The sequence below is a fragment of the Maricaulis sp. genome (genome assembly GCF_039978735.1).
Taxonomy (GTDB): domain Bacteria; phylum Pseudomonadota; class Alphaproteobacteria; order Caulobacterales; family Maricaulaceae; genus Maricaulis.
Map to the genome: position 1 here is coordinate 19844 of NZ_JBDWAS010000002.1, position 17626 is coordinate 37469.

Annotated in this window: 19 protein-coding genes; 9 read left to right on the forward strand and 10 right to left on the reverse strand. The window is 65.1% G+C overall.

Features of this window, described 5'->3' with window-relative positions; translation table 11 throughout:
- Nucleotides 1–21: 21 nt before the first annotated feature.
- The 4 genes from ABJO18_RS00500 to uvrC all read right to left on the reverse strand — a co-directional run bounded on the left by ABJO18_RS00500 (nucleotide 22) and on the right by uvrC (nucleotide 4851).
- Complete coding sequence (locus ABJO18_RS00500) at nucleotides 22–1338, reverse strand: ATP-binding protein (protein ID WP_348508301.1); 1317 nt, start codon at nucleotides 1336–1338, stop codon at nucleotides 22–24.
- 244 nt (nucleotides 1339–1582) lie between these two features.
- Nucleotides 1583–2284 (reverse strand): response regulator transcription factor, encoded by a 702-nt coding sequence (locus ABJO18_RS00505; RefSeq protein ID WP_348508302.1) that lies wholly within the window; start codon nucleotides 2282–2284, stop codon nucleotides 1583–1585.
- Between the two features lie 57 nt (nucleotides 2285–2341).
- Entirely contained in the window at nucleotides 2342–2953 is a 612-nt protein-coding gene (locus ABJO18_RS00510) for a CDP-alcohol phosphatidyltransferase family protein (protein WP_348508303.1), read from the reverse strand.
- A gap of 5 nt (nucleotides 2954–2958) precedes the next feature.
- Nucleotides 2959–4851 (reverse strand): excinuclease ABC subunit UvrC, encoded by a 1893-nt coding sequence (uvrC, locus tag ABJO18_RS00515; protein WP_348508304.1) that lies wholly within the window; start codon nucleotides 4849–4851, stop codon nucleotides 2959–2961.
- Here uvrC and ABJO18_RS00520 point away from each other — a divergent pair.
- Together ABJO18_RS00520 and ABJO18_RS00525 are read left to right on the forward strand one after the other, a co-directional pair.
- Nucleotides 4850–5608 carry an SDR family oxidoreductase gene (locus ABJO18_RS00520; RefSeq protein WP_348508305.1) on the forward strand — a complete coding sequence of 253 codons (759 nt, stop codon included), beginning with the start codon at nucleotides 4850–4852 and terminating at the stop codon, nucleotides 5606–5608. The two genes, uvrC and ABJO18_RS00520, sit on opposite strands and share 2 nt — an antisense overlap.
- A gap of 6 nt (nucleotides 5609–5614) precedes the next feature.
- Nucleotides 5615–6022 (forward strand): dihydroneopterin aldolase, encoded by a 408-nt coding sequence (locus tag ABJO18_RS00525; RefSeq protein ID WP_348508306.1) that lies wholly within the window; start codon nucleotides 5615–5617, stop codon nucleotides 6020–6022.
- Nucleotides 6023–6028: 6 nt separating this feature from the next.
- On the opposite strand, the gene ABJO18_RS00530 is transcribed toward ABJO18_RS00525, so the two are convergent.
- The gene (locus ABJO18_RS00530) at nucleotides 6029–6640 is read right to left on the reverse strand and encodes a LysE family translocator (protein ID WP_348508307.1); all 612 of its coding nucleotides are present in this window, start codon (nucleotides 6638–6640) and stop codon (nucleotides 6029–6031) included.
- A gap of 90 nt (nucleotides 6641–6730) precedes the next feature.
- On the opposite strand from ABJO18_RS00530, the gene ABJO18_RS00535 reads away from it, so the two are divergent.
- Nucleotides 6731–7624 carry a LysR family transcriptional regulator gene (locus ABJO18_RS00535; protein ID WP_348508308.1) on the forward strand — a complete coding sequence of 298 codons (894 nt, stop codon included), beginning with the start codon at nucleotides 6731–6733 and terminating at the stop codon, nucleotides 7622–7624.
- Nucleotides 7625–7645: 21 nt separating this feature from the next.
- On the opposite strand, the gene ABJO18_RS00540 is transcribed toward ABJO18_RS00535, so the two are convergent.
- Together ABJO18_RS00540 and ABJO18_RS00545 are read right to left on the reverse strand one after the other, a co-directional pair.
- On the reverse strand, nucleotides 7646–8848 hold the full coding sequence (locus ABJO18_RS00540) for a DUF418 domain-containing protein (protein ID WP_348508309.1): 1203 nt from the start codon (nucleotides 8846–8848) through the stop codon (nucleotides 7646–7648).
- A 96-nt stretch (nucleotides 8849–8944) separates the two neighbouring features.
- The gene (locus tag ABJO18_RS00545; protein ID WP_348508310.1) at nucleotides 8945–9934 is read right to left on the reverse strand and encodes a calcium/sodium antiporter; all 990 of its coding nucleotides are present in this window, start codon (nucleotides 9932–9934) and stop codon (nucleotides 8945–8947) included.
- Nucleotides 9935–10117: 183 nt separating this feature from the next.
- Here ABJO18_RS00545 and ABJO18_RS00550 point away from each other — a divergent pair, with 183 nt between their 5' ends.
- The 5 genes from ABJO18_RS00550 (at nucleotide 10118) to ABJO18_RS00570 (ending at nucleotide 15394) form a co-directional block, all read left to right on the forward strand.
- Nucleotides 10118–10588 (forward strand): NUDIX domain-containing protein, encoded by a 471-nt coding sequence (locus ABJO18_RS00550; RefSeq protein ID WP_348508311.1) that lies wholly within the window; start codon nucleotides 10118–10120, stop codon nucleotides 10586–10588.
- A 223-nt stretch (nucleotides 10589–10811) separates the two neighbouring features.
- Nucleotides 10812–13139 carry an ATP-binding protein gene (locus ABJO18_RS00555; RefSeq protein ID WP_348508312.1) on the forward strand — a complete coding sequence of 776 codons (2328 nt, stop codon included), beginning with the start codon at nucleotides 10812–10814 and terminating at the stop codon, nucleotides 13137–13139.
- Nucleotides 13140–13175: 36 nt separating this feature from the next.
- Complete coding sequence (locus ABJO18_RS00560; RefSeq protein ID WP_348508313.1) at nucleotides 13176–14147, forward strand: ATP-binding protein; 972 nt, start codon at nucleotides 13176–13178, stop codon at nucleotides 14145–14147.
- Nucleotides 14148–14165: 18 nt separating this feature from the next.
- Nucleotides 14166–14648 carry a response regulator gene (locus tag ABJO18_RS00565; protein WP_348508314.1) on the forward strand — a complete coding sequence of 161 codons (483 nt, stop codon included), beginning with the start codon at nucleotides 14166–14168 and terminating at the stop codon, nucleotides 14646–14648.
- Nucleotides 14649–14746: 98 nt separating this feature from the next.
- Nucleotides 14747–15394 (forward strand): hypothetical protein, encoded by a 648-nt coding sequence (locus tag ABJO18_RS00570; RefSeq protein ID WP_348508315.1) that lies wholly within the window; start codon nucleotides 14747–14749, stop codon nucleotides 15392–15394.
- A 6-nt stretch (nucleotides 15395–15400) separates the two neighbouring features.
- Here ABJO18_RS00570 and ABJO18_RS00575 read toward each other — a convergent pair whose 3' ends face one another.
- On the reverse strand, nucleotides 15401–16411 hold the full coding sequence (locus ABJO18_RS00575; RefSeq protein WP_348508316.1) for an alpha/beta hydrolase-fold protein: 1011 nt from the start codon (nucleotides 16409–16411) through the stop codon (nucleotides 15401–15403).
- A 92-nt stretch (nucleotides 16412–16503) separates the two neighbouring features.
- On the opposite strand from ABJO18_RS00575, the gene ABJO18_RS00580 reads away from it, so the two are divergent.
- The gene (locus tag ABJO18_RS00580; protein ID WP_348508317.1) at nucleotides 16504–17058 is read left to right on the forward strand and encodes a phosphoribosyltransferase family protein; all 555 of its coding nucleotides are present in this window, start codon (nucleotides 16504–16506) and stop codon (nucleotides 17056–17058) included.
- 3 nt (nucleotides 17059–17061) lie between these two features.
- Here the strand turns inward: ABJO18_RS00580 and ABJO18_RS00585 are convergent, their stop codons facing one another.
- Together ABJO18_RS00585 and ABJO18_RS00590 are read right to left on the reverse strand one after the other, a co-directional pair.
- A complete protein-coding gene (locus ABJO18_RS00585; protein WP_348508318.1) occupies nucleotides 17062–17337 on the reverse strand; it encodes a type II toxin-antitoxin system RelE/ParE family toxin in 276 nt (91 codons plus the stop codon).
- Entirely contained in the window at nucleotides 17334–17579 is a 246-nt protein-coding gene (locus ABJO18_RS00590) for a CopG family ribbon-helix-helix protein (protein WP_348508319.1), read from the reverse strand. The genes ABJO18_RS00585 and ABJO18_RS00590 overlap by 4 nt, the downstream gene beginning before the upstream one ends.
- Nucleotides 17580–17626: the final 47 nt, after the last annotated feature.

Consider the following 17626-nt stretch of genomic DNA (forward strand, 5'->3'; position numbering starts at 1 on the left):
GTCTCAACCGGTCGGAACAGGTTAGCCCGGCAGGCTGATCACCGCTTTCAAACCGCCCAGCTCGCTTTCGCCCAGGCGTATGTCGCCGCCGTGATTGCGGGCGACGTCGCGGGCGATGGCGAGGCCGAGGCCGACGCCCTTGCGATTCTGGTTGCGGCTCTCATCCAGCCGGTTGAAGGGTTTGAGCGCCTCTTCATACTGGTCCGGCGGAATGCCCGGGCCGTCATCCTCGACCACGATCTCGACCCGTGAACCGGCACGGCGCACGGTGACGCGCGCCTTCTTGCCGAAGGCGAGGGCGTTGGAGATCAGATTGGCGAGCGAGCGTTTCACGGTGCCGGCCCGGATATCGCTTTCGATGACGCCATCGGCGAGAAACTCGATATCTCCGCCCTGGCGCACGGCGGCGTCCACTGTCTCGCGGGCCAATTCCACCAGATCGCTGCGAGCCGTCTCCTCGCTTGCCTGGCCGCGGGCGAAGTCGAGATACTCGTCCAGCATCTCCTCCATCTCCGCGATGTCCTTCTTGGCGTCTTCACGCTCGGGGCTTGCCGGCATAAGGGCCAGTTGCAGTTTCAGCCGGGTCAGCGGTGTGCGCAGGTCATGGCTGACCCCCGCCAGCAGCGCGGTGCGCTGTTCGAGGTGGCGGCGGATACGGGCGCGCATTTCCAGGAAGGCATGGGCGGCCTGACGGACCTCGGTCGCGCCGGCCGGGCGGAAATGATCGACATCCTGACCGCGGCCGAATTGTTCCGCCGCGTCGGCGAGCCGGCGGATCGGTTTGACCTGGTTGCGGATGAAGACGATCGAGACGGCTGTCAGCAGCGTCGTCGCGCCGATGATCCACAACAGGAAGATATGGCCCGTTGTGGCAAATACGCGTTCGCGCAGGGCGATATAGCGCAAAACGCCGCCCTCCACCTCGACCCGCACATCGACATAGCTGGGATAGCGCGTGGTATCGAACCAGAAATCATTGTCGATCTGTGCCGAGAGGGCGCTGCGCAGGGTGCGGTCCAGCGTGCGGAAGAAGGAAGAGCGCCGCGAGGTGGGCAGGGTCTCGCCGGGGCGGAAATCGACCGAAAGCCGCATCGTTTCATAGGCCATCTCGGCATGGCGCTCGAAGGCGGCGGGCGTTTCCTGGTCGGACTCGTAAAGCGCCGTCATCATGGCGATATCGCCGGCTACGCCCTCGGACAGGCGGCTGGTCACCGTCTCCCAGTGCTCCTCGAAGAAGGACCACGCCACGGCGACCTGCATCAGCGCCACCGGGAGGACGATGATCAGCAGGGTGCGGGCAAACAGCCCCTTGGGCAGATAACGGCGCATCAGGCCCATGGCGGTATGCCTCTCTGCGCCGTGGCCCAACACACTGTCATCCCGGCCGGATAGCCCGCGACGGCGGGCTGCAGGGCCGGGACCCATACGCGCCGCTGTTGGACGGAAGCAGGCTCGGCATTGCAGATGGCTGAACGCGCACCGGGATTATGGGTCCCGGACTTGCGCCCCGCCTGCGCGGGGCATCCATCCGGGATGACAAGCCGTGGCGATATGTAAGGAAGGGCGCGCTTCTCCACGAGGCTCAGTCCTCGAAGATCGGATCGGCCACGAGGCGATAGCCTTCGCCGCGGACGGTCTGCAGGTGGAGCGGTTCCTTGGGGTCGGCCTCGATCTTGCGCCGTAGCCGTGTCACTTGGACGTCGACGGCGCGTTCGCCGCCGCCCGTGCGCTCGGACAGGGACAGCCGCGAGACGGTCTGTCCGGCGGACGCGGCCAGTGCCGCCAACAGGGCCGCTTCGCCGCCGGTCAGCCGGACCGGTTCGCCGCGCCGGCTCAGGCTTTCCCGGCCGATATCGAAGTGCCAGTCGCCGAAAGCGACCTGCCGGATCGCCGCCGTTACCGGCCGGGCCCGCCGCAGGATGGCATTGATCCGCAATACCAGTTCTTCCGGCTCGAAAGGTTTGGCGAGATAATCGTCCGCGCCCAGCGAGAGACCCTTGATACGATCCTCGGCCTCGCCGCGCGCGGTGAGCAGCAGAATGGGCGTATCGCCCCGCTGGCGCACGGCTTCGGTCATCTCGAACCCGTTCATGCCCGGCATCATCACATCCAGCACCAGCAAGTCGAAGGCGAGAGAGTTCAGCGTCGACAGGGCCTTGGCGGCATTCGGCGCCGTGGAGACGCGGAAGCCGCGTTCCTGGAGGTAGCGCTTGAGAAGGGTCCTGATCCGGTCGTCATCGTCGACGACGAGAATATGGGCATCACCACCGGCCAGCTCTGCCATGCCGTCTCCTGATCTGTGTCCTGTCCAGAATGGCCTGTGCCGCCGCGCGGCTCAAGTTCAGGCCTGCGGCTTGCGGCGCAGATAGCCCAGCCCGGTCGCCAGGCTCATGGCGGCGGTCAGCCAGACGGCAATGATCCAGCCTTCCACCACCCACAGCACGGTATGGATGCCGGCGATGGCGGCAATGAGGGGAAAGGCCGTCACGACCATGGCGATGGCGGTCTTCAGCTTGGCCGAAGCGGAAACGGGCAAGGCCGGTTCCGGCCCGCCGCGGGCCACCATCCGTGTGAGCGTGATGACGGCGTCGCGCAGCACGATGGCGGCGACCGGCACGGCCAGCGTCACAGGGCTGCCCAGGATCATCGTGTAGACCAGCAGATAGGCATCGACGAGCAGTTTGTCGGCGATCGGGTCGAGCACCGAGCCCAGGCGGGATTCGGCCGACAGGCGCCGGGCGAGCCAGCCATCCAGCCAGTCGCTGATGGCCGCAACAATAAAGGCGGCGATGGCAAAGGCGCCGAGTGTCCGCGCGGCGACCGAGGCATCGCCCAGCCAGAGCGGGACATTGTAGTCGACCGACCAGAAATAGGATTGCCACAGGGCCCAGGCGCCGCCGATGGCCAGCACGATGCGCAAGACGGTGATGATGTTCGGCAGGGCTTTCAGCACGCGAATTACCTCTGGAACCAGTCGTGGATCCTTTTGGCCATGGCTTTCGACACGCCGTCAACCGCTTCAAGGTCGGCCAGGGCTGCATTTCGCACCGCCTTGGCCGAGCCGAAATGGGCCAGCAGGGCCTTCTTGCGGGACGGTCCGATACCGGGAATATCGTCCAGCGGGTTTTCCGCCATCTGCTTCTTGCGCTTGGCCCGGTGGCCGCCGATGGCAAAGCGGTGCGCCTCGTCGCGCAGGCGCTGCAGATAGTAGAGCACCGGGTCTTTCTGCGGCAGTTTGAACGGCGCCTTGCCGGGCAGGTAGAAGGCCTCGCGGCCGGCATCGCGCTCGGGGCCCTTGGCGATGGCGGCGATGGTGATGTCGGTCACGCCCAGCTCTTCGGCGATCTCCATCACGGACGACAATTGCCCCTTGCCGCCATCGATCAGGATCAGGTCGGGCACGGGTGCGCCTTCCTCGCGCTCCTTGATCAGGCGCGACAGGCGGCGGCGCAGCATGGCCTGCATCATCGCGAAATCGTCGTTGGTGGCCGCGTCGTCGCCCTTCATGTTGAAACGGCGATAATGGTTTTTCTCGAAACCCTCCGGTCCCGCCACGATCATCGCGCCCAGCGCGTTCGTGCCCTGGATGTGGGAGTTGTCGTAGACCTCGATACGCTGGGGGATGTCCTCCAGCTCGAAGACGCGCTGCACCCCTTTGAGAAGCTGGGTCTGGGTGGCGCTTTCCGACAGGCGGCGGGCGAGGGCTTCCTTGGCATTGGTGGCGGTGCGTTCAACGAGTTTGCGCTTTTCGCCGCGCTGGGGTGTGTGCAGCTGAACCTTGCGCTCCGCCTTCAGCGACAGCGCGTCGGACAAGAGCTCCGCCTCCTCGATCTCGTGCGACAGCAGGATCAGGCCCGGCGCCGGCTTGTCGTCGTAGAATTGCGCCAGGAAGGCAGCCAGCACTTCGGCCGGTTCCGCCTCGCTCTCATGGCGCGGGAAGAAGGACTGATTGCCCCAGTTCTGGCCGGCGCGGAAGAAGAAGACCTGGACGCAGGACTTGCCGCCATCCTGGGCGATGGCGACGACGTCGGCCTCCTCCACGCCGTCCGGATTGATGCCCTGGTCGGTCGTCACCGCGGCGATGGCGCGGATCCGGTCGCGCAGGCGCGCGGCGGTCTCGAAATCCATCGCCTCGGCGGCCTCGCTCATGCGCGCCTGCAAATCCTCGCGCAGCGCGTTGGAGCGGCCGCGCAGGAAATCCGTCGCTTCCTTGACTAGCTCGTCATAGGCCGCCGGCTCGACGAGGTCGACGCACGGCCCGGCGCAGCGCTTGATCTGGTAGAGCATGCAGGGCCGCGAACGGCCCTCATAGACGCTGTCGCTACAGGTGCGGACCAGGAAGGCTTTCTGCAGCGTGTTGAGCGTCTGGTTGACCGCGCCGACCGAGGCGAAGGGGCCGAAATAATCGCCCTTGATCTTGCGCGCGCCGCGATGCTTGAGCAATTGCGGCGCCGGATGGTCCTTGCGGATCAGGATGTAGGGGAAACTCTTGTCGTCGCGCAGCAGGATGTTGAAACGCGGCTTCAGACGCTTGATGAGGTTGGCTTCGAGCAGCAGCGCCTCGGTCTCGGTCTGGGTGACCACGAACTCCATGGAGTGCGTCAGCGCGATCATCAGCGCGATGCGGTTGGAATGCCCGCGCCCGGCCGCGTAATTGCTCACCCGGTTCTTCAGATTGCGCGCCTTGCCGACATAGAGAATCTGCCCGTCCTCGCCGATCATCCGGTACACGCCGGGCTTGGGCGGCAGCCGCTTGACGTAGTCGGCGATGACTTTCGGTCCGGCGAGCGATTGCTTCGCCGGTTCGGAAAGGCCATCTATCGGACCGGATTGAGACTTCGAGGTTGCCATGTCCGACAAGATCGCCCTCGTGACCGGCGGCGGCAAGCGCCTGGGTGCCAAAATAGCTGCCGCGCTCGGTGCGGATGGCTGGCACGTCGTCGTGCACTACAACACGTCCGGCACAGAGGCGGAGGCTGTCGCGGCGGCGATCCGCGATGCGGGCGGTTCGGCGGACACGGTCCGGTTCGACATGGACGACACGGCCGGCATCGAAGGTTTCATGGACGGGGTGGGCCGTGTCGATGCGCTGATCAATTCCGCGTCGATTTTCGAGCCCGACCGTCCGGAAAATGTCACACCTGTGCAACTCGAACGTACGCTGCGTGTAAACCTTGTGGCACCGGTATTGCTCGCTTCTGCGATGGCAAAGCGACACGTGGACCGCGCGTCGGGCTGCATCATCAACCTGCTCGACCAGAAGCTCTTCAACCTCAATCCCGACTTCTTCTCCTACACGCTGGCCAAGCAGGGCCTGCTGGGCGCGACCACCACCATGGCCATGGCCTTCGCGCCGCGCGTGCGGGTCAACGGTGTGGCGCCGGGGATCACCCTGCCGTCCGGCGGGCAGTCGGCGGAGGAGTTCGCCCGCGCACACCGGATGAACCCGATGCAGGGCGGGTCCACGCCCGAGGACATCATCCGGGCAGTGCGCTTCATCCTTGCGACCCCGTCGATGACGGGCGAGACGATCATCGTGGATGGCGGCCAGCATCTCGACGCGCGCGACGGGGATGTGATGTATGCCGCCGGTGTGCCGGAGGAGTAGCGCCGCATGAGACTGGATCAGGTCATCGAGAACGCGCTTGCCAGTGCCACCGGCGAAGATGTCTTCGTCTACCGCCTGGAAGGCGTGAAGCTGGATGTCGAGATCGGCATCCATGACTATGAGCGCGGTGTGAAGCAACGCGTTCTGGTCGACGTCGTCACCCTGGTGTCCAAGGCCTGGTGCGGCACGGACGATATCGCCACCGTCGTCGATTACGACTACATCCTGCACGGCATAAAGGCGCTGGGCGAGAAGCAGTTCGACTTGCAGGAAAGCCTGTGCGGGACCATTCTGGATATCGCCCTGGAGCCGGCGGCGGTCGCCGCGGCCCAGGTGACCACTCGCAAGGTCGACGCCTATCCCGATGCAGACGCCGTGGGGCTGACGCGCTTTCGCTGTCGCCCGAAGAGCTGAGCCGGATCAGCCGGCGGTTGAGCGCAGCAGCCCGTCGGCCACCAGTCCCGCAGCCAGCAGGATCAGCGTGCCGCCGATCGCCAGATTGAACAGCCGCATGCGCAGGGGCGAGATCAGGAAGCGCCGGATATTACGTCCGAGCACGGCCCAGGCGCCGATCCCGAACAGGCAGATCACGAAATAGAGGCTGGAAAATACCGCCAGCCGGTCGCCCGCTCCCGCCAGTTCGAACAGGGACACCGCCGCCAGACAGGCGCCCCAGGCCTTCGGATTGACCCATTGCAGCAGCACGCCTTGCCAAAGGCCGGGCAGGGCCGGCCGGTCTTCAGTCTGCAAGCCGGTCGGGGCGAAGGCGATACGGATGCCGAAATAGACAATCACAGCGGCGCCCAGGACGGCCATGCCGATCTGCCAGACCGGTCCCAGCCGGGCGAGAATACTGGCCGCCAGACCTATGGTCACGAGCAGGGCGGTGAAACCGATCGTGCAGCCGAGCACGAAGGGCAGGGCCCGGCGCGCGCCATGATGCAGGCCGGCCGAAAGGGTGATCATGTTTGCCGGTCCCGGCGAGATCGACATTGTCAGGGCGAAGACGCCCATCGCCAGCAGGTTTCCCATCGCGTGTCTCCCGTTTCAGCTGATCTATCAATTCGCTTTACGGTCGATTAGGCTGGCGAGTTGAAACTCATTGATCGAAAAATCATCGATATGCTCGATCGGCTCAAATCCCTGGCGACCTTCGGGACCGTCCTGCAGGAAGGCTCCTTCCGTGCGGCTGCGGTCAGGCTCGGCGTGGCGCCATCCACGGTGAGCTATCACATCAGCGAGCTGGAGCGTTTTCTGGGCGCTCCGCTGCTCAACCGCACCACCCGTCGCCTGTCTCCCACGGCACTGGGTGAAGAGGTCGGCCGCCATGCCGCCGCGATCGCCGCGGCCTGCGACGATGCTTTCGCGCTCGCCAGCCGTCATACCGGTCAGTTGCGCGGGAGCCTGGCGGTGACCTGTACCTCGGCGGTCATCGGAGCCGGGCTGGGCGAAGCGGTTGCGGCGTTCTCCGGCGCCCATCCGGGCGTGGAGATGCGTGTCGACGTTTCCGACGCGGTTGCGGATCTCGGCGCCGGCCGGTTCGATCTCGGCCTGCGCGCCGGGCGTCTGGCTGACAGTGCTCTGAAGGCTCGCCGGATCGGGCATATCCGGCGCCAGCTTGTCTGTGCGCCGGCTTTCCTGACCGGCCGTGCCGTGGCTGCCGACGCTGAATCGCTGGCGCAACAACGCTGGATCCGGTTGGCCGCCATGCCGGCCTGGCGCACGCTGATCGCACCGGATGGCCAGCCGGTGGATGTCGAGACTCCCGGCAATGTCGTGGTGGGCAGTATCGATGCCATGATCGAGCTGGCGCTTGCGGGCATGGGACTGGCCACACCGCCCGCCCATCTGGTGGAAGGCCGTTTGCAGGCTGGCAGTCTGGTTGACCCAGCGCCGGGCTGGTCTGTCCCGCCCATCGACCTTCATGCCGTCTGGCCGGCAACGCGGACCGACTCGCCGGTTCGACGGGCCTTTCTGGATTTCCTGCTGGAAGAGTGGGCGCCGCAGCTGGCCTGACCGGCTGCAGCGCCCCGAAGTCTACCCGGCGGCAGGCTCGTGCCGCTTCAGCAGCGGCTGGGCCTGCTTGTAGGTCAGCGAGCGCCAGACCCATTCCAGCGGGCCGAAGCGGAAGACCGACAGCCAGAGCGGCGACCAGATCAGCTGCACAGCCCAGACGACCAGCACCAGCTTGGCCTGGTCGACCCGCTCGACCGTGCCGAACAGGCCGAGACCCGGCGTGCCCACGAAGATGAAGGTCATGATCAGGGTCTGGGCGATATAGTTGGTGAAAGCCATCCGGCCGGCTGCGGCGAAGGGCATCAGCAGGAGTCGGAAGGCGCCGATCTTGGCCAGCAGCATCACGGCGGACGCATAGCCGAAGGACAGGACCAGGCTGCCGAAATAGCTGTAGCTCGTGCCCTGTGCCATCGCCTCGGTATCGAATTCGCCGGCGATCATCGACTGCGTGCCCATGTGCGACAGCAGATAGCCGGCCACCAGCGTCACGGCCGCCAGAACGGCATAGCGCCCCAGGCTCCAGCTCGCCGACAGGAAGCCGGACTTGAACAGGGCCATGCCGATGAACATCAGCCCCATCAGGCGCGGCCCGAAGGCGATCAGCCCGCCGATCTGGCCGATCGCGGCAAAGCCGGCATTCCAGGGCAGGCGCTCGAGATAGCCGGCCTGGTAGGCCTGCGTCATGCCAGCCATCATCTCGGCCATCATGGCGTCCTGCTCCGGCGTCTCGGACATGCCCGCGAAGGGCACGGCCAGCCAGGCGCCACCCACCATCAGAAGCGCGCTCACACCGATCAGCACAACGCCCCAGGTGACCAGGGCCGATGGTGACATCCGGCGTGCCTTGACGGCCAGCATGCCCAGCAGGGCGTAGCTGACGAGGATGTCGCCCCACCACAGCAGGTAGGCGTGGATAGCGCCGATCAGCAGCAGCCACAGCATGCGCGGATAATGACGGCCGGTGTCGTCACCGGTCCCCGCCATCATGACGATGCCGGCGCCGAACAGGGTCGAGAAAATTGTGATGAATTTGAGATGGAAGAAGGTGTGGGCAATGGCCCAGACCGACAGGTTGGCGCCCGTCAGGTCCATCTGCATGGTCGGATTGTCGTAGGCGAAGGGCGACATGGCGAAGCCCTGCACATTCATCATCAGAATGCCCAGGACCGCGATGCCGCGCAGCGCGTCGATACTGATCAGACGCTCGGTGTTCGGTGAAGCCATGAAGTCCCCCCTCGGAATTATAGCCGCCGGCGGAAGGTTACGATGCGAGGGAGCAAATGTCTGCGGGACTTTCGTCCGGATCGTCCCCTGCGGCGATCAGCTGCCCAGCGCAGACCGGGCCAGCACGACCATGTAGCCGATATAGGCGGTGAACAGCAGGAGGCCGAACAGGCGGCTGATCGGCTGGCGCGCCAGGATGATCGCGGCAATCGCGACGCTCGCGCCGACCATCACCCACAGATCGAGGGCGAAGAAGCCCTCCGGAACCGGCAGGTTGTCGCCCATTGCCGATGCGGCGAGACCGGTTGCGCCGCCGACCGCGAAGACGTTGAAAATGTTCGAGCCGAGCACATTGCCGATCGCCATGTCGGCCTGGCGCCGCATCGAGGCCATCACGACGGTCGCGAGTTCGGGCAGGGAGGTGCCGAAGGCGACGGCGGTCAGGCCGATCAGGGCTTCGTCGACATTGAGAGCGAGGGCCGCTTCGGTGCCGCCCGTCACGATCATCTGGGCGCCGACGGGCAGCGCGACCAGGCCGATGAGAACAGCGGCGACGCTGCGCCCCATGCTGGTGGGCAGGCCTTCCATATGCTCGAGATCGGTCAGCTCAGCGAGAGACGGATCGTCGCTCTTCTTGCCGGCCAGAACGCCCATCAGGCTGACATAGCCAATGATCAGGGCGAACAGGACGGCACTTTCGACCGTGTCGATCGTGCGGTCCCAGCTGACCGCGACCAGGGCGAGGGCGGCCAGGAGTGCGATGATCGCATTGCGCCGGACACCGGGCGTGGTGGTGGGAATGGCGCCGAAAATCGCCGGCAGGCCGAGAATCAGGAGAAAGTTGGCGGTATTCGAACCGACAATATTGCCCAGTGCGAGGCCGGGCACGTCTTCCAGGGCCGATTGCACCGAAACCACCAGCTCGGGCGCAGATGTCCCGAAAGCGATGATGGTGAGGCCGACCAGAAGCGGTGGCAGCCGCCAGATCCGGGCCAGACCCGCACTCCCCCGGACCAGGAGGTCCCCGCCGAACAAAAGAACGACGATCCCGCCCAGGATCAGGGCGATGAACAAGGGTGCAGCCATGCCGGAAGCCTCAGGAAGCGCGGACTAGTCGAGGCGGCGGTATTCGATAAGGTTGAGCAGTCCGAAAATTGCCGCGACGCCGAGGATGGCAACAAGAGCGTACATGATCATTTTCCCGAAAATGGCATTCAGATGCCCCGTACATAGCGTGACGAACCGGCGGTGGCTAGCGGTGGAAGCGGCATGAGCTGGCGCGCGCGCATCGAGCCGGCAGTACGCCCGATCATGCAGTCCTGGTGGCGTCTGTCGCGGGGAACCACGCTCGGGGTCCGGGCGATTGTCACGGACCGCGACGGGCGCATTGCACTGGTCCGTCACACCTATGTCCGTGGCTGGTATCTGCCCGGCGGCGGGGTGGAGCGGGGCGAGCCGGTTCGCGAGGCCCTGCGCCGCGAACTCGCCGAGGAAGCTGGCGTGGACGTGACCGGACCTGCCGATCTGCTTGGCATCTACAGCAATCACGCGAGCTTTCGCGGCGACCATGTCGTGCTGTTCTCGGTTCGCCACTGGTGCGCCTGCCCGACGGATCATGCCGGCGAGATCGAGGCAGTGGACTGGTTCCAGCCGGACGCCCTGCCGCACGACACGTCGCCGGCAACACTGCGCAGGCTTCGTGAATATGCGGGAACCGCCAATCCGTCGGAAGAGTGGTGAGAAAAAAGGTGCGGTGTACCGGCCCGGTCCGGAGCAAAGCGAGGGTTGTTGCCCGGTCCGGACCGATACACCGCGGGGCGCACGCTGACGACACTAGGGGCGGGGCGGTGAACCCGGGCTGACCGGAGCGGGCCAATTTGTGCCATGAATTTGGCGGTCTTACGCGACAAGCGCCATAAAATCGCTAACATGGTCTTCGGGCGTTCAGGCGGGGTCGATTCGAATGACCGCAGATGCGGACGAAGATACCTATCTCCGTAACGAACCGGAGCAGGCCGTGGCGCGGTCTGCTTTGCAGCGCCTTGCCGACATCGATGGCTGGGTTGGCCAGGTCCTGCCCGGCCTCGTCGCTGTGTCCTTCATTGTCGTTGTTGCGCTTGCAGTGATGGCGGGCGAGGGCGCGCTGATGGCGTCTGCCCGCTCGACCAACCTGTCCGCGCTGCAGACCGTATTGCGCAACACGATCCAGCGCTTCGAGGACTGGGCCCAGGATCGCGAGAACGATGTCCGGGTCTGGGCGGAAAACGAGGTCGTCGTCGAAGCCCTGGCGGAATTGTCGCGCGCGCCCGTCCGCTCCGAGCTGGAGCGCTCGCCTGCCCAGGCCCGTCTGCGCGAGACGCTGGGGCCCTGGCTCACCGAGTACGGCTATCGCGGCTATCTGCTGATTTCCTCGAACGGTACCACGCTGTCCTCGATGCGCGACAGCGTGCTGGCGCAGCCGGCGCTGGTCCTCGATCTTCTGCCCGAGGGCCGGTTCCAGCGCAGCGGCTCGGTTCTGACGCGCCCGCATATCGTCGATCTGGCCCTGCCGTCTCCGGACATGGAAGGCGCGCCGATCGACGAGGAAATCCTGATGTATTCGGTCGCGCCGATCCGCGATGAAGGCCAGGTCGTGGGCTATCTGGCCTTGCGGGTCGATCCGCTGGCCGAGTATTCCGCCACCTTCCGCGTGGGGCGTACCGGCGTGTCGGGCGAGACCTATGCGATCGACCGGACGGGCCGTCTCCTGACCGAGACCCGCTACAGCGAGGAATTCGTCGAGGCGGGCCTGCTGGCGGACGGCCATCCCTCGATGCTGCATCTGGAAGTGCGCGATCCCGGGGTCAATGTCACCCGCGGTGCAATCCCCTCCCGTCCCTACGCCGAATGGCCCCTGACCGAGGCGGCGCAGGACGTGATCGCAAACGGGCGGGGCTATAATCTGCGCGGCTATCGCGATGCGCGCGGCGTTCTCGTCATGGGCGCGTGGGTGTGGGATGACAGCCGCGATATCGGCGTCATTACCGAGATCGAGGTCATCGACGCGCTGGCAGGGGCCAACCAGGCCCGCGCGGTGCTGCGGGTGTTTGCCGTGGCGATGGCCCTGTCCTTCATCCTGCTGGCCGTCCTGTTCAGTGCACACAGGACGATCACCCGGCGCCGGGCGCAGGCGACGGCTGCGGCGAACCAGCGCCTGTCGCAGATCCTGATGACAGCGGCCGAGGGCATTTACGGCATCGATGGCCAGGGCGTGCTGACCTTCATCAACCCGCGGGCCTGCCAGATGCTGGGCTATGACGAGGGAGAGCTGATCGGCCGGGACATCCATGCGGTGATCCACCACTCCCGCCGCGACGGTTCGCTCTATCCGCGCGAGGAATGCCCGCTGCACCATCCCGGAACGACCGGAGAGACGGTGGATGGCGATGTGTTCTGGACCAAGAGCGGACAGCCGATCCCGATCGAATCGGCAAGCTCGCCGCTCGATCCGTCCGACCCGGCCAAGGGCGCGGTGATCACCTTCCGCGATATCACCAATCGCAAGCGCGACGAGCTGGCCCTGCGCCGCTACGCCCAGGAGCTGAAACGGTCGAATTCCGAGCTGCAGGAGTTTGCCTATGCCGCCTCGCACGACCTGCAGGAGCCGCTGCGCAAGATCCAGGCTTTCGGCGAGCGGCTGAACAACAAGTGCTATGACGCGCTGGACGATACCGGCCGGCACTATCTGGAGCGCATGGTCGATGCGGCGACCCGGATGCGCCGGTTGATCGACGATCTGCTGAGCTATTCACGGGTCAATTCGAAGACGACCTCTTTCCTGCCGGTCGAGCTGGCGACCGTGCTCGCGGATGTCTTGTCCGATCTGGAACCCCGGATTGCGGCGGAGAACGCCAAGATCCGCGTCGGCGAATTGCCGGCGATCGAGGCCGATCCGGGCCAGATGCACCAGCTTTTCCTCAACCTGATCGCCAACTCCCTGAAGTTCCGCCGCCCCAGCGTCCAGCCCTCCATCTCCATCGAGGGCAGTGTCGAGGTTGGCGAGAACGGGGCCATGGCGCGCATTGCGGTCGCCGACAATGGTGTCGGTTTCGAGCCCCGCCATGCCGAGCGCATCTTCGGCATGTTCGAACGCCTGCATGGCCGCGACGAGTTCGATGGAACCGGTGTCGGTCTGGCGACCTGCCGCAAGATCGCCGAACGCCATGCCGGCGAGCTGACGGCCTGGGGCGAACCGGATGCGGGCGCGGTCTTCACCCTGTTGCTGCCGGTACGCCAGGGCAGTGTAACCTGACGGGAGGCGCGGGGCGGCGCGTCCCGTGACATGCTCATGAGCCAGCCGGACCCGGACAGGGCAGGACTGCAGCAGCGTATCGTGCCTGTGCTGGCGGCGATCTGTCTTCTGCTGGCCGCCGGTGCGGGCCTGCCACTGGCCCGGGGGAATCCGGTTGCGCTGACAATAATGCTCGCACTGGCCGTCCTGCTGCTGGCCCTGGTCGTCATCAGCTGGAGACAGGCAGAGCGGGCCCTGACCCGGCAGCGTTCGGACCGTGCCCGGATCGCCAGGCTGGAAGCGGAGAAGGCGGATCTGGAGATCTTCGTGAACGCGGCGACCCACGACCTGCACGAACCCCTGCGCAAGATCCAGGTTTTCGGCGATCGTCTGCGCGATCAGCTGGGCCTCCTGCCCGATCCTGCCCTCGCGCAACCGCTGGACCGCATGACCGCCGCGGCCGGGCGCATGCGCGACCTGCTCGACGCGCTGCTGGTACACGTCCGGGTGCGCGATGACCGGACGGTTATCACGCCTGTCGATCTGGATGCTGTCCTGGCCGGGATACTCGAGGATCGTGCGCCCGGCATCCAGGCAGCGAAGGCGAAGATCGAAGCCGGCACGCTGGGCGTGGTCGAGGCCGACGCGAGCCAGATGCGCACACTTTTGGAAAATCTTATCGATAATGCCTTGAAATACCGGCGTTTGGACGCGAGTGTGAATATTCTTATTTCCACTCAGGCCGACGGGGACGAGGCAGGCGGGCGCGTGACGATCGAGATCAGCGATAACGGGATCGGCTTCGACCCGCGCCATGCCGAGCGCATCTTCGGCCTGTTCGAGCGCCTGCACTCGCGCGACGCTTATCCGGGGGCAGGGGTGGGGCTTGCCACAAGCCGCAAGATTGCCGAACGTCACGGCGGGTCGCTTTCCGCCCGTGGAGAACCCGGTTCGGGCGCTTGCTTCACCTTGATCTTGCCCCGCCGACAGGCGAACCTGTTATCCGACCCGGCCCGCAGGGCCGACTAATTCGACGAGGCTTTCATCATGAGCCAGGACAACCGGCTTTTCACCATTCTCATGGTCGACGACGATCCGGATGATCGTCTGCTCTTCAAGGAAGCCTGCGAGGAAGTGCGCCTGCGCAATCCGCTGGAATTCCTCGAGAACGGCGAACAGCTTGTCGATTATCTCAAGCGCCGCGGCGCTTATGCCGATCTCGATGGCACGCCCTATCCGGGGATCATCCTTCTGGACCTCAACATGCCGCTCAAGGACGGGCGCGAGGCGCTGGAAGAGATCAAGAATGACAACGAGCTGCGGCATATCCCGATCATCGTCCTGACGACCTCGAAGGACGAGGACGATATCCTGTCCAGCTACGGGCTGGGCGCTTCGTCCTATATCGTCAAGCCGATCTCGCTCGACCGGCTGATGCGGGTGGTGAACTCGATCGGCGAATACTGGGTGCAGATTGTCGAGGTGCCGTCGGCGGAAGGCCCGGCCGGGGACCTGGACGACGAGGAATAGCGCCGCCCCGGCGAATCGCCTTTCGCGCGAGCGGTCGCGACTTCGACGCAATTATTGTCTAGTCTCCCTTCTTGCGGCCTTCGGGGGAGGGGATTTCCATGCTGTTTGCACGTCTGTCCAAGATTTCGGCGACGCTGTTCGTGTCCATGCTCATGGCCATGGCCATGCTCGCCCTGCTCTGGTTCTACCTGCCTGAGTGGCTGGGCTGGGTGCAGGATGGCGCCGATCTTGTCGAGGACGGGGTGTCTTCCATCCCCATCCCCGAGCAGTACAACAATCTCGTGCGCATCTATGCCAGTGACGACAAGATCGTCCTGCTGATCTTCACCGTTATCGCGCGCTTCATCCTGGCGATCTTCGGGACGGCTTTCACCGCCGCCACGCGGGCCGCGAAAATCCGTGTGGCCGAGCCGCCCTTCATCAGCCGCATCTCCTCGATGATCGCCACGCTCTTCCTGTCCTTCGTCGTGGCCATCCTGATGCTGGCCTTTATCGCACTGACCATGGAGCATGTGCTGCATTCCATGCTCGATATCGCCGACTGGGTAGAGGACCAGCTCGCGCATCTGCCGCTGGCCGGCCGCTGGCGGTCCGGCGTGCGGTTTGCCGTGTCGGACGACAAGATCCTGCTGCTCTTCTTCACCATCCTCGCCCGCGTGCTGATCGCCCTCGTGGCGACCGGTTTCACGGCGGTGTGGAATTCGGTGACCGGCGGCAAGACCGAGACCATCAAGGTTCCGGCCTGAAGCGTGTCAGGCGCTCAGACGGTCTGCGAGGAAGGGCAGTGACCGGTCCATGCGGTAGTCGATCGAGGAGTGGTTGTCCGGGAACTCCTCATAGACATGGTCGATGCCGCGCGCGGCGAGCGCCTTGTTCATGCGGCGTGCGCCATAAACCAGATTGTACTGATCGACATCGCCGCAATCGATGAACAGGCCCTTGAGGGATTTCAGCCCCTCGGCATGGGCGTCGAGCATTTCCAGCGGATCCCACTTCATCCACTCGGCCCAGCGCTCGGGAATGCGTTCGCAGGTATCGGTTGTCACCGGCAGGCGGATGCCCAGGAAGGCGTCGGGATCGGGGTCATAGGTCGCGCCCATGGCCAGGGTCATCATGGCGTGCAGATCGTCGCCATTGACCTTGTCGGAGGCTTCGAAGGCCTCGACGAAATCCTGGATATTGCCGCCATGTTTGGCGAGGCGCCGCAGGGTGAAGGCGAAGTCGGCGGCGAACATCAGATCGAATCCCATATCGCCGGAATGGCAGGCTGCGGCTGACCAGAAATCGGGGTGCAGCAGGGCGTGGACCATGGCGCCATAACCCCCGGAGCTCTTGCCGAACACGCCGCGCCGGCCCTCACCGCCGCAGCCGAAGGTTTGCTCGATGAACGGCACGGCCTCCTGCAGCAGGAAGTCGTCCCAATTCCCCATGGCCACAGAGTTGACGTACTGATTGCCGCCCAGGCGCGTGAAACAGTCCGGGAAGGCGATGACGCAGGGCTTCATCTCGCCGTCGTCGATCAGGCGCTGGGCGCGGCTGGGCGCGCTTTCCCCGAAACTCTTCCAGTTGGTGTGGGCCGGGCCGCCGCCGGTGAAGCCGACCAGGTCGACGAGGAGGGGCAGACCGGCCGGATCGTGACCGTGCGGGATGTAGACGTCGATCCGCCGGGTCAGATCCTCGCCGAGCATGTTGTTGGCGATCGCTTCGCTCTTCACGAAGTGCGTGGTGACGGTTCCGGCGGGCAGGTGACGTTCTCGGCGCATGGCTTTCCCCATTGGCTTGCGCGGCCAGACTAGAGTGCATGTCCTCGCGGGCAAGTGCTTGAGATGTAGCGCGAAGCGGGCGATCCTGCTGCATGGTCCAGGACAAGCGCTTCATCTCCGCCGACGGGCTGCTGGTCGACAGTATCCGGCTGGCGCGCCAGATTCACGATGCCGGCTTCCGGCCGACCCATATCGTCGCCGTCTGGCGGGGCGGCGCGCCGGTCGGCATCGCGGTGCAGGAATATCTCGAATACCGCGGTCTGGAGACCCAGCACATCGCCGTGCGCACGGCCTCCTATACCGGGATCGACGAGCAGGCGCCGGTCGTGCGCGTGTTCGGCGAGGGCTATCTGGTCGACACGCTGAATGCGGAGGACCGGTTGCTCATTGTTGATGATGTCTTCGACAGCGGCCGCTCGATTGAGGCCCTGCAGCGTGTCCTGCAGGAGAAATGCCGCCGCAATTATCCCGGCGAGGTGAAGGTCGCCACCGTCTACTACAAGCCGGCCCGGAATCGAACCGGCGGCAAGCCGGACTTCTTCGTCGAGGAAACCGATGACTGGCTGGTCTTCCCGCACGAGATCTGCGGTCTCAGCGAGGACGAGATCCGCGCCAAGGGCGAAGCCGGCGCAGCGGTGCTGGACTAGCGGTCAGGGCCGGTCGCGGGCGCCGTGAAGGATGCGCAGGATCTCGATGCCGTCTCCCGTCTGCCGGTAGATGATGAGATAGGCCGTTCCCGGCAGGGCCAGTTCCCGTGTCGATGCGACACGCCCGGTGCGGCCCATCGAGGGATAGGTGCCCAGCATGCCGACGGCTTTGAATATGTGATCGCGAAGACGGGCGGCGGCGTCGATATTGTCGGCGGAAATCCGGGTGAAAATGGCAACCAGGTCGTCCTTCGCGCGGACGGACCAAGCGATCGTCATGCCTTGCGCGCCGCCTCGATCAGGGCATCGATCTCGTCGACGACCTGGTCATGCGGCACCGTCTTGCCGGCATCGGCATCGCGGATGCCGTCCCGGATGGCTTCAACCATCCAGTCCTGCTGATCGAAATATTGTTGCAGGGCTTCCTTGACGACCCAGTTGCGGGACCGGTCCTGCGCCTTAGCCAGGGTGTCGAGCTTGTCGATGGCGGCATCGTCGATGCGGATGGAGATGTTTTTCATAATCCTGGCTTTGTAATCACATCTGATGAAGTGTATCACATCGCCAC

Coding starts and splice junctions, on each gene's coding strand:
- ABJO18_RS00500 (WP_348508301.1), bottom strand. CDS start 1,338: ATGGGCCTGATGCGCCGTTATCTGCCCAAGGGGCTGTTTGCCCGCACC.
- ABJO18_RS00505 (WP_348508302.1), bottom strand. CDS start 2,284: ATGGCAGAGCTGGCCGGTGGTGATGCCCATATTCTCGTCGTCGACGAT.
- ABJO18_RS00520 (WP_348508305.1), top strand. CDS start 4,850: ATGTCCGACAAGATCGCCCTCGTGACCGGCGGCGGCAAGCGCCTGGGT.
- uvrC (WP_348508304.1), bottom strand. CDS start 4,851: ATGGCAACCTCGAAGTCTCAATCCGGTCCGATAGATGGCCTTTCCGAA.
- ABJO18_RS00525 (WP_348508306.1), top strand. CDS start 5,615: ATGAGACTGGATCAGGTCATCGAGAACGCGCTTGCCAGTGCCACCGGC.
- ABJO18_RS00530 (WP_348508307.1), bottom strand. CDS start 6,640: ATGGGAAACCTGCTGGCGATGGGCGTCTTCGCCCTGACAATGTCGATC.
- ABJO18_RS00535 (WP_348508308.1), top strand. CDS start 6,731: ATGCTCGATCGGCTCAAATCCCTGGCGACCTTCGGGACCGTCCTGCAG.
- ABJO18_RS00540 (WP_348508309.1), bottom strand. CDS start 8,848: ATGGCTTCACCGAACACCGAGCGTCTGATCAGTATCGACGCGCTGCGC.
- ABJO18_RS00545 (WP_348508310.1), bottom strand. CDS start 9,934: ATGGCTGCACCCTTGTTCATCGCCCTGATCCTGGGCGGGATCGTCGTT.
- ABJO18_RS00550 (WP_348508311.1), top strand. CDS start 10,118: ATGAGCTGGCGCGCGCGCATCGAGCCGGCAGTACGCCCGATCATGCAG.
- ABJO18_RS00555 (WP_348508312.1), top strand. CDS start 10,812: ATGACCGCAGATGCGGACGAAGATACCTATCTCCGTAACGAACCGGAG.
- ABJO18_RS00560 (WP_348508313.1), top strand. CDS start 13,176: ATGAGCCAGCCGGACCCGGACAGGGCAGGACTGCAGCAGCGTATCGTG.
- ABJO18_RS00565 (WP_348508314.1), top strand. CDS start 14,166: ATGAGCCAGGACAACCGGCTTTTCACCATTCTCATGGTCGACGACGAT.
- ABJO18_RS00570 (WP_348508315.1), top strand. CDS start 14,747: ATGCTGTTTGCACGTCTGTCCAAGATTTCGGCGACGCTGTTCGTGTCC.
- ABJO18_RS00575 (WP_348508316.1), bottom strand. CDS start 16,411: ATGCGCCGAGAACGTCACCTGCCCGCCGGAACCGTCACCACGCACTTC.
- ABJO18_RS00580 (WP_348508317.1), top strand. CDS start 16,504: ATGGTCCAGGACAAGCGCTTCATCTCCGCCGACGGGCTGCTGGTCGAC.
- ABJO18_RS00585 (WP_348508318.1), bottom strand. CDS start 17,337: ATGACGATCGCTTGGTCCGTCCGCGCGAAGGACGACCTGGTTGCCATT.
- ABJO18_RS00590 (WP_348508319.1), bottom strand. CDS start 17,579: ATGAAAAACATCTCCATCCGCATCGACGATGCCGCCATCGACAAGCTC.